Origin of the sequence: Capnocytophaga sp. G2 (genome assembly GCF_035282625.1) — a bacterium.
Classification (GTDB): domain Bacteria; phylum Bacteroidota; class Bacteroidia; order Flavobacteriales; family Flavobacteriaceae; genus Capnocytophaga.
Genome location: NZ_JAYKBU010000005.1, coordinates 128653 through 143711, shown reverse-complemented (window position 1 = coordinate 143711; position 15059 = coordinate 128653). Strand labels below are relative to the sequence as shown.

Annotated in this window: 13 protein-coding genes and 1 tRNA gene; 2 read left to right on the top strand and 12 right to left on the bottom strand. The window is 40.3% G+C overall.

Annotation, left to right across the window (positions count from 1 at the left end):
• Positions 1–68: 68 nt before the first annotated feature.
• From VJJ03_RS04670 to VJJ03_RS04620, 11 genes are all read right to left on the bottom strand, one after another.
• Positions 69–443: a four helix bundle protein gene (locus VJJ03_RS04670; protein ID WP_009745106.1), complete on the bottom strand. Its 375-nt coding sequence runs from the start codon at positions 441–443 to the stop codon at positions 69–71.
• A 27-nt stretch (positions 444–470) separates the two neighbouring features.
• Positions 471–1928, bottom strand: coding sequence for a UDP-N-acetylmuramoyl-L-alanyl-D-glutamate--2,6-diaminopimelate ligase (locus tag VJJ03_RS04665; RefSeq protein ID WP_323974115.1), 1458 nt, complete (start codon positions 1926–1928; stop codon positions 471–473).
• Between the two features lie 49 nt (positions 1929–1977).
• Positions 1978–3984, bottom strand: coding sequence for a penicillin-binding protein (locus VJJ03_RS04660; protein ID WP_323974113.1), 2007 nt, complete (start codon positions 3982–3984; stop codon positions 1978–1980).
• The gene (locus VJJ03_RS04655) at positions 3981–4307 is read right to left on the bottom strand and encodes an FtsL-like putative cell division protein (RefSeq protein ID WP_009745103.1); all 327 of its coding nucleotides are present in this window, start codon (positions 4305–4307) and stop codon (positions 3981–3983) included. Before VJJ03_RS04655 ends, VJJ03_RS04660 begins: the two co-directional genes overlap by 4 nt.
• 41 nt (positions 4308–4348) lie before the next feature.
• Entirely contained in the window at positions 4349–5293 is a 945-nt protein-coding gene (rsmH, locus tag VJJ03_RS04650; RefSeq protein WP_009745102.1) for a 16S rRNA (cytosine(1402)-N(4))-methyltransferase RsmH, read from the bottom strand.
• Positions 5280–5744, bottom strand: coding sequence for a division/cell wall cluster transcriptional repressor MraZ (locus VJJ03_RS04645; protein ID WP_323974111.1), 465 nt, complete (start codon positions 5742–5744; stop codon positions 5280–5282). The genes rsmH and VJJ03_RS04645 overlap by 14 nt, the downstream gene beginning before the upstream one ends.
• Before the next feature lie 266 nt (positions 5745–6010).
• Complete coding sequence (locus tag VJJ03_RS04640; RefSeq protein WP_323974109.1) at positions 6011–8134, bottom strand: peptidylprolyl isomerase; 2124 nt, start codon at positions 8132–8134, stop codon at positions 6011–6013.
• Positions 8135–8316: 182 nt separating this feature from the next.
• A complete protein-coding gene (locus tag VJJ03_RS04635; protein ID WP_009745098.1) occupies positions 8317–9558 on the bottom strand; it encodes a hemolysin family protein in 1242 nt (413 codons plus the stop codon).
• Between the two features lie 60 nt (positions 9559–9618).
• The gene (gene lptC, locus VJJ03_RS04630; RefSeq protein ID WP_009745097.1) at positions 9619–10176 is read right to left on the bottom strand and encodes an LPS export ABC transporter periplasmic protein LptC; all 558 of its coding nucleotides are present in this window, start codon (positions 10174–10176) and stop codon (positions 9619–9621) included.
• Positions 10173–11495: a hypothetical protein gene (locus tag VJJ03_RS04625; RefSeq protein WP_009745096.1), complete on the bottom strand. Its 1323-nt coding sequence runs from the start codon at positions 11493–11495 to the stop codon at positions 10173–10175. The genes lptC and VJJ03_RS04625 overlap by 4 nt, the downstream gene beginning before the upstream one ends.
• A 111-nt stretch (positions 11496–11606) precedes the next feature.
• Complete coding sequence (locus VJJ03_RS04620) at positions 11607–12854, bottom strand: hypothetical protein (protein ID WP_323974105.1); 1248 nt, start codon at positions 12852–12854, stop codon at positions 11607–11609.
• Positions 12855–13139: 285 nt separating this feature from the next.
• On the opposite strand from VJJ03_RS04620, the gene VJJ03_RS04615 reads away from it, so the two are divergent.
• Positions 13140–13212, top strand: a tRNA-Phe gene (locus VJJ03_RS04615).
• Positions 13213–13425: 213 nt separating this feature from the next.
• A complete protein-coding gene (locus tag VJJ03_RS04610; protein WP_009745094.1) occupies positions 13426–14193 on the top strand; it encodes a UDP-2,3-diacylglucosamine diphosphatase in 768 nt (255 codons plus the stop codon).
• Positions 14194–14299: 106 nt separating this feature from the next.
• Here the strand turns inward: VJJ03_RS04610 and VJJ03_RS04605 are convergent, their stop codons facing one another.
• Positions 14300–14998 (bottom strand): hypothetical protein, encoded by a 699-nt coding sequence (locus VJJ03_RS04605; RefSeq protein WP_323974103.1) that lies wholly within the window; start codon positions 14996–14998, stop codon positions 14300–14302.
• Positions 14999–15059: the final 61 nt, after the last annotated feature.

The following is a 15059-nucleotide window of genomic DNA, read 5'->3' as shown; positions in this document are numbered from 1 at the left end:
TAATCAAATAAATAATAAAGCATAATCCAAGTGAAAAATGAAAAGTGAAAAGTTCCTCACACATTCGCTTATGAGGCCTTACCTTTTACTTTGGTTTTACTTGTTTTTATAGATGTAATCAATATAGCAATAATCTCATTACAATCTTTCTCAAAACTATCTTTCATCTTTTTATCCAAATAATCTGTATCATACAAAAGAGAAATCCAATAGTTCGTTTCATTAGCTTCTTTCAAAGCTATAGAGAGTTTAGAAATAAAATCAGAAAGACTCTGTGCATATTCTGCCTCTCTTATTAAAGCACCTATAGATGTTCCACTTCTTAAAAGTTGTCTATTCAATACATATTCATTATTCTCCCTTAAAAACTTTGCAAGTTTTGCTATCCTAACAGCAAAAGCATAACTTTTATCTAATAATATCCCTCTTTTTTCATTATTCATTTTTCATTATTCATTTTTCACTAATCATTACTCACTTTTCATTATTAATTTGGCTTCTTCTAAGTCATCAAAGTGAGAACGATGTCCTTTGACCTCTTGGTAGGTTTCATGTCCCTTACCCGCCAAGAGTATGATATCCCCTGCATGAGCAAGATTACAAGCCACCTTAATTGCCTGTCGCCTATCGGTAATGGTCATATACTTGCTCTGGTGGTCAGGATTCACCCCTATTTCCATTTCCTTAAGAATTGTCTGAGGATCTTCCTCGCGAGGATTATCAGAGGTGAAGATCACCTTATCGCTCATCGTGGTGGCGATATTTGCCATTATAGGGCGCTTTCCCTTATCGCGATTGCCCCCGCAACCTACTAAGGTCAGGAGGTGTTGGGAAGGGGTTTTGATGCTTTTTATAGTTTCCAATACATTCTGTAGGGCATCAGGAGTATGCGCATAATCCACAATAACTGTGATGTTACTTGCCGATATAAAGTACTGGAAACGCCCGCTGACAGGTTTTAGCTCACTTATTTGTTTTGCTACCTCTTCCTTATCCATTCCAAGGAGTACCGCTGTGGCATAGATTGCCAAGAGGTTATAGGCATTGAACTGCCCAATAAGGTGTGTCCATATCTCCTGTTGTCCTATGCGTAAGACCAAGCCTGAGAACGCATTTTCCAAGATATTAGCTTTGAAATCAGCATAGGTTCTAAGCGCATAACTATACTTATGTGCCTGGGTGTTCTGCAGCATAAAGTTTCCGTTCTTATCATCTATATTGGTAAGAGCGAAGGCATCTTTTTTCAGTGTATCAAAGAACTTTTTTTTCGTATTGCGATACTCGGCGAAAGTCTTATGGAAGTCCAAATGGTCTTGGGTTAAGTTGGTAAAGATTCCTCCTGCGAAGCTTAGCCCTTCAATGCGATGCATGGCGATACCATGTGAGCTTACTTCCATAAAACAATGTGTTACTCCTTCCTCCACCATTTGGTGCATCCTTCTGTTGAGGGTAATCACATCAGGGGTGGTATTTTTTGTATCTATTTTCTGCTCATTGATGTAAATAGCAATGGTGGAAATGAGTCCTACTTTATGCTTTGTATTCCTAAAGAGATGGTATAACAAGGTGGCAATGGTTGTTTTTCCATTAGTTCCTGTTACCCCTACTAACTTAAGCTTTTGGGAAGGATGGTCAAAATAGTTAGCTGCTATTTGAGCCATTGCTATGGTACTATCGGCTACCTTTAGGAAAGTAACCTCTTTGGGCAATATTTCTGGGAGCTGTTGACAGACAATTACCCGCGCCTTCTTCTCAATTGCCTCTGGAATAAATGTATGTCCGTCCCTATTCGCTCCTTTGATCGCAAAAAAGAGTGTTCCTGTAGTAATTTCTTGAGAATTTTGGGTGATATTCTCAATATTTACCTCTTCATTTCCTACTATTTGGAGTATCTTAACTCCCTTACATAATTGTTTTATTGTTTTCAAAGTTACTCATTTATTATCATGTTACCCATCTGCTACCTATATCCTTCCATTACAACAGCGTTAAGTGAATAGACTTACGTCCTCCGATGCGTTCTCCTGCGGGTATGGATTGTCCCTTAACCTTTCCTCTGCCTGTGATGGTTACATTCAGTCCTAAATTCTCCATGATAGCAATGGCATCCATTGCATCCATACCTACCACATTGGGGACAATTGTTTTGTACTTTTCCATAATCTGGTTATAGCGTTGATAGCTTTTTTCCACTTGTGGTGAAGGGTGTTCTATATCATCAATAGTATCAATAAGTAAGGAGCTTGTATATATTTTTTGAGCAATACTCTTGAATACAGGTCCGGAGACATCTGCCCCATAGTACCCAATACTTTTATCAGGGTTGTGGATGACTACAATACAGGAATACTTAGGATTCTCTGCAGGGAAGAAACCGGCAAAGGAAGAGACATAAGCGAGCTTTGACTTATCACTATAGTCCTTTTGAGCGGTACCTGTTTTTCCAGCCATAGAGAAATGTTCCGAATAGAGGCTTTTTCCAGTTCCATACTTAACGGTATTTTCCAATACTTTTTTGACCACGGAGGCTGTTTGTGGGGAGCAAACACTGCTATTGAGCACTTCGAGGTCAAATTTTTCTACAGATTTGTTCCACTGTTTCACCTCACGAATCATGCGAGGCTTAAGCATCACTCCATCATTGGCAATAGCATTATAGAAAGTAAGCACTTGTAAGGGGGTCATTTCCACCCCATAGCCAAAAGCCATCCACTCAAGGGCGATTCCACTCCATCCTTTTTGGTTAGGCTGAGGCAGATAAGGGGTACCTTCTCCTACGATGGGTAATCCTAACTTTCTGTTCAGATGCATTTTGTTCAGCCTACCGACGAATTTCTTAGGGTCTTTAGCAAAGAGGTCATGTACCATTTGTACAATTGCCGTATTGGAGGAGACCTGCATCGCTTTAGAGAGGTTAATCACTCCATAGCCTCTTCGGTTGGAATCCCATACTTCCTTTCCATAGAAAGAGATTACCCCTTTTTGAGTATCCACAGTATAGGTAGTATCAATATGAGCTTCTTCCATAGCGGTTACTAAGGACATGGTCTTAAAGAGGGAACCTGGTTCGTAGATTTCACCTAAGGCATAGTTAAAGCGTTCGGCATATTTTCCTTGCTGATTACGACCAAGGTTGGATATAGCCTTGATTTCTCCTGTGGCAACTTCCATAACGATGGCACATCCATGGTCGGCTTGATATTTTTCCAATTGTGCTAAAAGAGCGTGGTGAGCAATATCCTGAATATTGATATTGATAGTGGAGATGACATCATAACCATCCTTAGGTTCTATTTCATCACTATCCTCAATAGGTTTCCACTGTCCTTGCGCTATTTTTTGTTTAAGGTGTCGTCCTTCAATTCCAGCGAGGTATTTGCTGAAAGCGCCTTCTAGTCCTACTCTAAATACATTTCCTTGGTCATCCTTACGGTCATAGCCCACAATACGGTGAGCAATTGCCCCTAAGGGATATTCTCGGGAGGTACGTGCCTCCACGATGAGTCCGCCCTTATAGGCACCCTTATTAAAGAGCGGAAAGTTCTTAATTCTTCTGCATTGGTCATATCCTAATCCTTTGGCGATAAGCAAATATTTATTCTTAAGCCTGCGAGCATTCTTAAAGGCTTCCTTATAATAAGAAGCTGAATGAGAGAAAGCATGCGATAAGGAATCGCACAGGGGATTGAGATACTTATCAAAATTATTCTTACTTGGCGCCACAGCATCAAAATGGATATCATAGCGTGTTACCGAAGTTGCCAGAAGGCTTCCATCATCGGAATAGAGATTGCCACGACTGGGTTCTATGATAAACTCTTTAATGGTATTCTGAGCGATAAGGTCGGCATATTTTTTTCCATTAAAATAGAGGTTCACCAGCTTGTAAAGGATTGCTAAGGCAAAGATAGTGATTCCTATCGCCACCAAGATGGTACGTAGGTTCATCATTTTATCTTTCTGTACTTGTGCTTCCTTATTCATTCCTTGATGATTACCTTTATTTTATTAGGGGGGGTTTGCGATTGCTTCAGTCCAGTATCCTTTAAGGTACTCAGTACGGTTGATTCCAACTTGATGCGCTGCAGTCGGGAGCGTACATCCACGAATTCACTGCGCAACTCCTTGACCTCCTCCCCCAGTTTGGCAATGGTATGTACTTTTTGATCAATCAGATGCCCACTATAAATCATTACAATACAAAGAAAGATTGTAAAGATAATAGCTATCCAGTTCCTTAGAGAGTTCTCCCCTACCAAGAAATCAGCCTTGAATATCTTAACAAATTTTTCTTTTACCTTATTCATTTATATAGTTACAAATTCTATTGTCTAAAGAAAACTCTCAGTTATCCATGAGATTCATTCTTAGCTACTGAACTTACGTTTTCCGTTCTTTCTGCGATACGTAACTTAGCGCTACGTGCACGGTTATTTAGGGCAATCTCCTCGGGGGAAGGTACAATAGGTTTTCCTATTTTCACAAAAGGAGGAAAAGTATTTCCATAGAAGTCCTTCTGTGGTTCTCCTGAGCATTGTCCATCACGGATAAAGCGTTTTACGAGCCTATCTTCCAAAGAATGGTAGCTGATAAGAGCGATACGTCCGCCTTGCTTGACCACCTCTGGCAACTGTAGGAGGAATTCCTCCAGTGCGGCAAGTTCCTGATTCACTTCAATACGGATGGCTTGGTACAGTGGTGCTAATACCTTGTTTTCCTTTCCTTTAGGGAGGAAAGCCTGTACTGCATTGCGCAAGTCCATCGTTGTCCTTATGGGACTTATTTGTCGCTGAGCGATTAAGGTTCTAGCTATTTGTTTAGCATTTCTAAGTTCTCCATAGCGATAGAGGAGTTCACTTAGCTCACTCTCTGTATAGGTATTGACTACCTCAAAGGCTGAGAGGGGTTGCTCCTGGTTCATTCGCATATCCAAAGGAGCCTCAAAGCGAGTGGAAAAGCCTCGCTGGGCAGTATCAAACTGATAGGAGGACACGCCAAAATCCGCTAATACTCCCTCCACTTGCCTTACTCCATAGAAGCGCAAAAAACGCTTTATATATCTGAAATTCTGAGGAATAAGCATAAAGCGTTCATCCTCTATTATATTACCTTGTGCTTGAGGGTCTTGGTCAAAAGCTATAAGGCGCCCGTTATGTGATAGTTGTGCTAATATAGCCCGAGAATGTCCGCCTCCTCCAAAGGTAGCATCCACGTAGGTACCTTCAGGGTTCAGTGCAAGTCCTTCTATAGTCTGGGAGAGGAGTACTGGTATATGATAGCTATTGTCCTGCATCGTCTCCCATAATTTTTTCGGTAAGAGCCATGAAATCCTCCTCACTTATACTATTAATTTCCTGTTCGTATAGCTCTTTATCCCATATTTCAATAAAATTAAGTGCCGGTGCCAATACCACCTCTTTATCTATTTTGGCGAACTCACATAGGGGTTTGGGGATAAGGAAGCGACCTGTTGCATCCACTTCTGCTTCTTTCACGCCTGCGGTATATTTACGTAAATAGTCCAGATGTTGCTTGGAGAAAAGGTTCAGCTTGGTGCGCATTTTCTCCATAATCTCTTGCCATTCTCCTTGTGGATAAAGCTCAATACAGGGCTTAAAGATAGAAGGCTTAAGGATTAGATTCTCTTGTAATGCTTTGTCCAATACGGTTTTAAGTCCCACAGGGATAGTTACCCGTCCCTTGGAATCTGCCTTGCATTGGTATGTTACAAAAGAATGAATCATAGCACTTATATTTTGCGCCAAAGGTACAAACTTTTTCCCACTTTCCTCCACTTTTTCCCACTTTTTTTATCAACAGAAGAATTGATTTAAGATTATTATGTATTGAAGTAAGAGAGAAGATACTATGGTTAATTTCTTTGTCTAACCCATAGTGGTATTAAGGAGAGTCATTAGCGGTGTCATAAAGAGTGAAAGGAGTTATTTCATTTGTAAAAAATATGAGGCTACCCTTTCGGACAGCCTCATTTCTAACCTTTGAATTTTTATCAATAATACATTGCTCTATCATCCTTAATCTCAGCGGTCTGCTCAAGAGCAGAGAAGAGGTCTTGAGAAGCTCGGTTAAGCTTTTGATTTCTTAATATTCCCATATAAGAACTATAGTTAGGGAGTGCGGGAGCTACATCCTTTTGGATTACCTGAATCACATATACGCCATTGTCTCCTACAATAGGTTTGGATACCTTATTAAGAGGCAATACGAGAGCTGCTCCTGCTACACTTCCTTCGGCACCCTGTCCAGGGAGAATAGGGTTCTTAATGGACACTCCTTCTGCTTGCTGAATATTATTAGCTTCTCCTGCAGCTTGCGCTATTTGCTCTAAAGAAGATCCCTTCATTTTTTCTATAAGTTGTTTTGCCTTTTTCTCTTTGATGAGAATAGGAGCCACTTGGGCACGTGCCTCAGAGGGGGAAGCTAATCCTGCTTCTATTTTTTTAGTAAGTTGTGCTACTATATAGCCATCCTTAATATCAAAGCGTCGTACATCCCCCACTTTGGTATCTTTTTCAAAAGCCCATTTTACCAAGGGGCGGTTATCTCCCAATCCTGGTATATCCTCAGCGAGGGCTTCGAGATTATTAGCAGGGAGTACATCATATCCTGCCTTTTGAGCGAGGGCAGCAAATTCCTTAGGGTTTTTGATTGCTTGTGCATCAAATTCGGTAATCTTTGTATATACAGCATCACGAGTAGCTGCAGAAGGCTCTATATTACGTGTAATGGTAGCTAATTTCACACCTTCACGAAGGTCAGTAATCTTAATAATATGAAATCCGAAGTTAGTTTCCACCAGCCCTATATCCCCTACTTTGGCATGGAATACATAATCATTAAAAGGCTGTACCATCATTCCTCGAGAGAAGAAATCCAAGTCTCCTCCATTCTGAGCATTGGAAGCATCATCGGAATTGGCTTGAGCGAGGGCAGTATAGTCCCCTCCTGCTTTAATTTGAGCGAGGATTCCTTCCGCTTTAGCCTTAGCTTCCTCTTTGGTACGGGTAATGGCATCATTACCAGGAAGAGAGCCTTGGTAAGCGATTAGGATATGACTAGCGCGAACTTCTCCATTAGGGATTTTGGAGAGCATACGTGTATACTTATATGCATTTCCATCTTGATAAGGTCCATAGAGTTCCCCTATGGAAAGGTTATAAAGGGTATCGGCAAAGTTCACAGGGAGCTTGTCCTTACTCACATATAGGCTATCGAAGGGGGTATCGGAATTTTCATTAACGAACTCAGCAATATCCTTTAGGGGTACCTGAGAGAACCCTGGAAGGGTATCGCTTTTTTGAGTTTGGTTATTATAGAGGATACGTGGGTTATTAAGAGCTTTGAGGTCTTGTTCAATAGCTTTTTTATCCTCTGGGGAGGCTACCTCTGAAGCCAATACGAACTGCAGGTTACGCATATCCTTTTGTTGATATTGTTTCTTATGAGCCTTTACATAGTCTTGGATTTCGTTATCAGAGATTTTAATTTGCTCATCAGGGATACTGCTATAAGGGAGTGTTACATACTTAATAGTTACCTTATCATTTTCTTGGTGATAGGCATCTTCTCCATCCTTTAGGGTAACACCGAGTCCTGCTCGGATAAGGCTAAGATATATTTCGCGTTTGGCAGTATCAAAGTAGCTTTTTTCTTCTTGTTGCCATTGTTTGTATACCGTAGGGTTGGATTGCTTAATTTGAGCGATTACTTGTCCGAACTTAGCTGGGGAGAATACTCCTTTATCATCCAAAAACTGGGGGTTCTGTGCATATTGAGGCACTTTGGAGATAATAGATAGGATTTGGTCCTTTCCGACAGAGATTCCTAATTTTTCAAACTGTTGGTCAAGGATTTTACTTTGTATGGTTTGTTGCCAGAGGGCATTGACCACATAAGCCTGTCCGATGCTTCCTCCCATATTACGGAGGGTGTTTTCCACCTGAGAGGAGAATTCCAGATAGGATATTTTATCGCCATTAACCTCTCCGATGACCAACTGATCAGGAGTTTTAGTTCGGCTAAAGATGCCTGAGATTACAAAGGCAAAGAGTGCTAACCCGATAACAAGGATTAGGAATACGGTTCGTTTTCTGATTTTTTCAAGAACGGCCATAATTAAGTTAATAGTTAATAGTTAATATCGCGATCCGCTCAAGGATTTACGCTTCATTTTTCACTCCACTTACCCTCTTTATGCGGCTTCACTTAGATACATTTTGGGGTGCGAAATTACGAATTTTTTAGGAAAATAGAAAAGATTGCTTTAAATATTTTTCATCTCCTTCCCTATGGTGGTTATAGGACAAAGAGTCTTACAGTAATCACCCTATTATCAGCCACTTCCTCCACTAAGAAGCGATAATTTTCGGTGGAGACTTCTTCATCCTTTTTAGGGATGGACTCATAGATATCCACCACTAATCCTCCTAGGGTTTCATAATTCTCACTTTCAGGGAGAGAGAGCTTATATTTTTCATTAAGGTATTCCACCTCCAAGCGTGCGGAGAATACATATTCTTTATCAGAGATTTTAATTTCCTTTCGTAGGTTTTGGTCATGTTCATCTTCAATTTCCCCAAAGAGTTCTTCCACAATATCCTCAAGGGTAATCAGCCCCGAGGTTCCTCCGTATTCATCAAAGATAACCGCCATACTCTGGTGCTTTTTTGTGAGCATATCCAGCACTTTGGAGATATAAATAGTTTCAGGGACAAAGGTAATGGGACGAAGGAAATCGCGGATTTGCTTAGGCTTCTTAAAGAGGTCAAAAGCATGTACATACCCAAGGATTTCATCTATATTTTCCTGATAAACAAGCACCTTAGAATAATTAGAGGAGACAAATAAGTCCCTAAGTTCCTCCACACTTTGGTTAATATCCACGGCGACAATTTCCGTACGAGGGATCATAATCTCACGTGCTTTCACCTGAGAGAATCCTAAGGCATTTTGGAAGATTTGCACTTCGGTATCCATTTCCTTATTCTCGGGCATATTTTCTATTTGTTCTGAGATATAGTTCTCCAGTTCCTCTTTGGAGAAAGTAAGGCGAGTAACATCCCCTTGTGTCCCGAAGAAGACCCGTAGGATATTATCAGAAATCCAGGTGACAAAATCCGATATAGGAGAGAAAATCACATAGAAAAAGTAAGCCACTGGGCTTAATGCCTTCAAGAGTGTATTGGTATAGATTTGGAAAAAGACCTTTGGGAGGAATTCGCCTGTGATGACAATCACCAGGGTGGAGAGTACCGTTTGCCAGAAAATATTATGGAAATTCTCAGGTAGATAACCTATAATGACCTTTCCCATTTCAATCCCATAAATAACCAAGGTGATATTATTGCCCACGAGCATGGTGGCAATGAACTTAGAGGGCTTACGGGTAAGTTTCTCTAAGATATTTCCTATCATTCCTCCTTCTTTTTTTTCAATTTCCAGCTGCACCTTGTTAGAGGATACATAAGCGATTTCCATGCCAGAGAAGAAGGCTGAGAGTAAAAGGGTAATGAGTATAACAATTATTGAGAAATACATTGTATTTAGATAAAAAATAATGTTTCACAGGCGATTATATGGATAAAAAGCAACCGATTTTTATTCTTTGATAGGAATAACACCGGTGATTTTGTGAGCTTTCAGGTGTGAAAACTTTTTGTCAAAGTCCATACCGATTCCCTTGGTGATACTTCCCTGTAGGGAATCAATATAAGTAAAAGGTTTTTCGGTAAATACCCACTCGCTTTCGGCTTGCCAAAAGAGTTGAGAGGTTTTGAGGATCTTACCATCATAAGTATTCAGTTGCACACTATCGCGGAGTTCCACCAGCTGAGTAGGCAGGTAATAGATAGCATACTTAGCTTGTATGATATTCTCATGCCGTTGGTCATCAAATAGGGTAAGCACAAGTCCATGAGGGAATTCGGTATAGGGGAATTTCTGATTGGAGAAATCTCTATTTAGAGAGCTTTCCAAGATTGTCTTCACCTTAGTGGAATCGGTATAAATGAGTCGGAAGTTTTGGGTTTCAGCGTTGGGAATTTTATCTATTCCCTGTAGCGTTACCTGCTTGTCCTCCTCACAAGCGAAAAACATTGTAAGGACAAAAAGCCTTACAATGTTCTCAATTATCAATTTAGTAACACAATCATTCATTGAAGTTGAGGGACTTTAACGGACTGTCCTATCCAGCACTTAAAGGTAATGGTTTTGCCTGCCAATCCTGATTTAAAGATATCGGCACGGGAAGGAGCCAGTTTCTCATAATGAGCGGCGAGTTTTTCAAGTCCGCCCTTTCGGGCTGTATTGGCAGCGAGCCAATAGACGGCTCTTTTTTCAAAAGAGGTGGTTCCACATTCGTTCGCCGAAGATGCATAAGCCTTTGCAATCACTTGGTAAGCAGAGGCATTGGAAGGATTGAAAGAGAGTGCCTTCTGTGCATATCCTACTGCAGTACTCCCCGAATACTTAGTGGCTATCTTAACCAAATAATTAGCTTTCTTAAGAGGGTCTTTTTCCAAATCCACCGCTTGGTTAAAGTACTTAACCGCTTCGGAGGTATTTTTTTGTTTTTCCTTCATAATTCCCAAATATAAGGCAGAGGAAGCCGAAGGAGCCAGCTGATAAAGGCGTTCAACGAGTTTGGCAAAGAGTGGATCCGCAGTACATTCTTTATCGGACATTCTCCCTGCAGCGCGGCGGAGCCATTCTGTATCATTCTTATTAGCCTCATAGTTCTTTTGATAAAGAGGAATAAGATTCTTGCAATCGGCAAGTTGACCAATCTTAGCATCCACATTTTCAGAAATACTCTTTAGGTTCTCTATACGAATACGCGCTACCTGTAATTGTTTTTTCTCCTTGTCAGAAAGGGTATTTGCCTCCTCCTTAGGAAGGAGTTGGTTCATGGCCACAGAGAGCTTATCATTCTCATTTTCAATAATTTCAGACACATTATCATAGACATCAAAAACGTCCTGCATGGTTTTCTTTCCTTCGTTCTTAAGGTCAAGGACTGTAGCAAAGTACTGATAGATAGCCATATCATCGGTAAAACTATCCTTATTGAGCTTATAGGTTTTGTCCAACAGGGAGAAGAGTTCTTCCTTAGTTCCCATGTTCTGTTCTATGAGTAAAGAAGCTAATCGGGAGTTCATCTCTGCCTCAGAGAATTTTTGAGGGAAATACTGATGAAACTTGTGATAGAGTTCCTGCAAATCCTTCACATACTTAGCCTTATCCGTTCCTTTGGCAATTCTATCCTTAAGAATACGCTCCCCATAGAGGAAGGTAGATTGGTAGAGTTCAGGGCATGTTTCATAGACGAATTTCCAAGGCTGGTAAGCTTCATTATAGTTCTTCACCTTAGCTGCTTCCACGAAAACAGAGGCTTTAAGCTGGCAATCCTCCTTTTGCGCATAGGTGGCTGAGGAGACTGCTAATGATAAGGTTGAGAGTAATAATATCTTTTTCATTCGTTTAATTTTAATAATTAAGTAATCCTTTGGTGCGACAAAGTTATAAAAAATAATGATTCTTTCATGGATTTATAGAGAAAAACCACATTCTCTATATTGTAATGCTATTTAGTTATATCTGGACTTTTGGAACCATTTATCATTAAGGGTAAGGGCAACCTTCAACATGAAATAGTTTTCCTTAAGAAAGGACTTTTCACCTTTGCTACCCCATACACCTCCTACTGTTATGTTTGAAAATCCTTGTATAGGGAGACTTGCTCCAAAAGTAATGCCAAAGTCATTCACTACCTTCCCTCTTAGAGAGATTCCTGTATTTTCATAATAAAATCCTGCACGGTAAGTAACTCTTTTCCAATATTTTGTATAAGCACTATTGTTAGGCAAGTAATATCCGCCCACCCCTATACGGTAACCATCCTTGTAGGAAACAAAAGAAGAAGTAACGAAGGGGTTGGCATATTGGCTTCTGGCAACAAAAGAAGTGCTTGCTCCTATGAACCATTGGCTTTCCTTGCCTACTCCCGCAGAGAGAGAGAGTTCAGAAGGGAGGGTAAGGAAAGTACGTGCCATATCCCCTAAATCCATTGTTCGGCTATCCTTAATAACAAAGTTTCCGCCTGTAGGCTGCAAGGAGGTAAGGGTACGCGTATTGATGGAGCGTAAGGAGGCTTTGGGAATATATTGTACTCCTGCAAAGAGTGTAAACTCCTTAGAGAGAGGGTACTCATACTGAACTCCTAGAGAAAGGCTTCCTCCCCGATAGAGAGATTGGCTTTCCTCACGCGTAACATACAATAGTACAGGGGAACTGTAGAGATTCTCTAAGGTAGCCTTTCCGAAATTAAAATGTCCGCTCACTCCCAAACGAAGTCCTTTAATGGGCTGATACCCTACCGCTAAGTAAGCACGATTCACCCCACCACTTCCTTCCAAGGCGTAGTAATGGGATTGTCCTGCCACTACTTCATTGGTGATAACCCTATAGCCCACTGAGGTATAAGGCTGCAAACCTATGGAAGCTCCTAAATGCTTATATATAGGGAAAGAAAGATTAAGGTAATCCAACAAGAAAGTGCGTTCACTATAGGAGGAGGTACTTGTTTTCATGGATCTGAAGTCATAGGAAGTTGCCAAGGCAAAGGTAGTACGAGCAAGCTTTCCTAAAGAAGCTGGATTACGGACATCCACACGTGTACTATCCACATAGGCGTCCACTCCGCCCATAAGAGCATTTTCTGTATTTCCATCAAATCGTTTTACTCCTAATCCATAATAAGAATAGGGGGAATTGGTACCCTTCTGTGCATAGACAAAAGAGGTTAAAAATAAAGCAATAACAACGTATATTCTCATTCTGTAAGTGAAAAATGAAATCATGAAAAGTGAAAAGTGACCTTTGACTATTCACTACTCACTATCCACCTAAATTACGGCTTGCAAATATCTAACTTTTTTAGGAGTTATACAAGGAAAAAGGATGTTAAGGGTGTTAAATTTTTGTTTATTACAAAAAATACTTTTATAAGATATTGGTTTACAAAGTAGTAAGTTTTCAAGAGAAAATATTTTTATTTTTTTAGAAAAACACTTGTGGGAGCAGAAAAAAAGTTTTACCTTTGCACCCGAATTAAAACCAATGGTGCCTTAGCTCAGTTGGTAGAGCAAAGGACTGAAAATCCTTGTGTCCCTGGTTCGATTCCTGGAGGCACCACTATTAGATTTAGAGTTTGATGAATTAGGAAAGGACTACTTTGTGAAAGGTAGTTCTTTTTTCATAGATACCCCATCCTTCATAAAAACCAACCTATTCTATTTTTTATGAATTCACCTAAACGCCTATTACTTTCTCCTTCCAAGAAAAACTGGGAGATCCCTCGAGAAGCGTTTTTTTCTTAACTTTTACCTTATTAAATTATTAAATCAAATGTTACACCTACCTCTTGCTGAAGATAAGAAAATCTATTTTGCTTCCGATAATCATTTGGGAGCTCCTACCTACCAAGAGAGTCGTCCACGAGAGGCAAAGTTCGTGGCATGGCTCGATAGGATCAAGACAGATGCAGGGGCAATCTTCCTATTGGGGGATTTGTTTGACTTTTGGTTTGAGTATAAAACCGTTGTCCCTAAAGGTTTTGTGCGTACTTTAGGCAAGCTAGCTCAGCTAAGGGATAGTGGAATCCCCATCTATTTCTTTGTAGGGAACCATGACTTATGGATGGATCATTATTTTGAGCAGGAACTGGATATTCCTGTATATCGGCATCCGATAGAGGTAAGCTGTCATGACAAGCTTTTCCTCATAGGACATGGTGATGGGCTAGGACCTGGCGATAAAGGGTACAAACGAATGAAAAAAGTATTTACCAATCCTTTTTGTAAGTGGCTTTTTCGGTGGTTACATCCCGATATAGGGGTGCGATTGGGACAATACCTGTCGGTGGAGAATAAGCTTATCTCAGGGGTTGAGGATATACACTTCTTAGGAGCGGACAAAGAATGGCTGGTACAATACTGCAAACGCAAGCTTGAGACGAAGCATTATGACTATTTTCTCTTTGGACATCGGCACTTACCCATGACCATAGACCTGGGTGGAGGAGCCACTTACATCAACACAGGAGACTGGATACACTACTACACCTACGCTGTATTCGATGGAAAAAAGCTGGAACTAGTAAAAAATGAAAAGTGAATAGTGAAAAATGAAAAGTATAGCCAGCGAGTGCCCACAGCTGGGTATGTGGGTGAATAGTGAAAAGTGAAAAATTAATTATTCATCCTTGTACGAGTTTATCAAGTTATTCACAATTGCCTATGCTCCACTTCTTTTTCTTCAAGATTTGCATGGTTGCACGCTCTTTTTCGCTATCGGTAATAGATTTGTGCATATAAATGGTTCCCCCTCCGTTTTCGTGTAGTGTATTCACACATCTTTTTAGTTTTTCTCCAGAGAGAGTGCGGTTAAAGCGTAGCTCTTTTAGTTTTTTATTAGCCCTAAGGTCTAAACCCGTTAGAGGTAAATCAGAAACTTTCAAGTAAGTAAGGGCGGTATTTTTGCTTAAGTCTATCTCTTTGATTTTATTATGACTCATATCTAACCTTTCGAGAAGCGGATGGTGAGTTACCTCCAAGGAGGTAACCTCATTGTAACTACAATTGAAAAGGGTTAGTTTTCCATAGACTCTCAGAGTACTTCCCTTAAGAGTATATTTTGCTGTAGCAGCACTCAAGCGTACATCAATGCCATTGTCATACACTCCATTATTATTAAGGTCTATCCAAATATCTTTTTTATCGGCTTTGGGAGCCTCTATGGTTAGTTGTATCTGGCTTCCTTTCTCTCGAGCAGTAGTCAACTGGATATAGGGGGCTGTTTCCTTAGGAGAATCAGGGATAGGGTTAGGAGTAGTGTTATCATTTTTAGAGCATCCTACCAGTGCTATAGTTGCTACAAGGAGTTCTCGCACTCCTTTTTTAAAGATTGCTATTTTATTCATGATTACTTTTTTAATATTGTCCATTCGTTGTTGTATGGATTACCTAATTATGTAATTTACC

What these genes read in the sequence shown, in the direction of transcription:
- VJJ03_RS04605 (WP_323974103.1), bottom strand. Translation starts at nt 14,998, where the DNA reads ATGAATAAAATAGCAATCTTTAAAAAAGGAGTGCGAGAACTCCTTGTA.
- VJJ03_RS04655 (WP_009745103.1), bottom strand. Translation starts at nt 4,307, where the DNA reads ATGAATAAGGTAAAAGAAAAATTTGTTAAGATATTCAAGGCTGATTTC.
- rsmH (WP_009745102.1), bottom strand. Translation starts at nt 5,293, where the DNA reads ATGCAGGACAATAGCTATCATATACCAGTACTCCTCTCCCAGACTATA.
- VJJ03_RS04625 (WP_009745096.1), bottom strand. Translation starts at nt 11,495, where the DNA reads ATGAAAAAGATATTATTACTCTCAACCTTATCATTAGCAGTCTCCTCA.
- VJJ03_RS04620 (WP_323974105.1), bottom strand. Translation starts at nt 12,854, where the DNA reads ATGAGAATATACGTTGTTATTGCTTTATTTTTAACCTCTTTTGTCTAT.
- lptC (WP_009745097.1), bottom strand. Translation starts at nt 10,176, where the DNA reads ATGAATGATTGTGTTACTAAATTGATAATTGAGAACATTGTAAGGCTT.
- VJJ03_RS04660 (WP_323974113.1), bottom strand. Translation starts at nt 3,984, where the DNA reads ATGAATAAGGAAGCACAAGTACAGAAAGATAAAATGATGAACCTACGT.
- VJJ03_RS04670 (WP_009745106.1), bottom strand. Translation starts at nt 443, where the DNA reads ATGAATAATGAAAAAAGAGGGATATTATTAGATAAAAGTTATGCTTTT.
- VJJ03_RS04640 (WP_323974109.1), bottom strand. Translation starts at nt 8,134, where the DNA reads ATGGCCGTTCTTGAAAAAATCAGAAAACGAACCGTATTCCTAATCCTT.
- VJJ03_RS04610 (WP_009745094.1), top strand. Translation starts at nt 13,426, where the DNA reads ATGTTACACCTACCTCTTGCTGAAGATAAGAAAATCTATTTTGCTTCC.
- VJJ03_RS04645 (WP_323974111.1), bottom strand. Translation starts at nt 5,744, where the DNA reads ATGATTCATTCTTTTGTAACATACCAATGCAAGGCAGATTCCAAGGGA.
- VJJ03_RS04635 (WP_009745098.1), bottom strand. Translation starts at nt 9,558, where the DNA reads ATGTATTTCTCAATAATTGTTATACTCATTACCCTTTTACTCTCAGCC.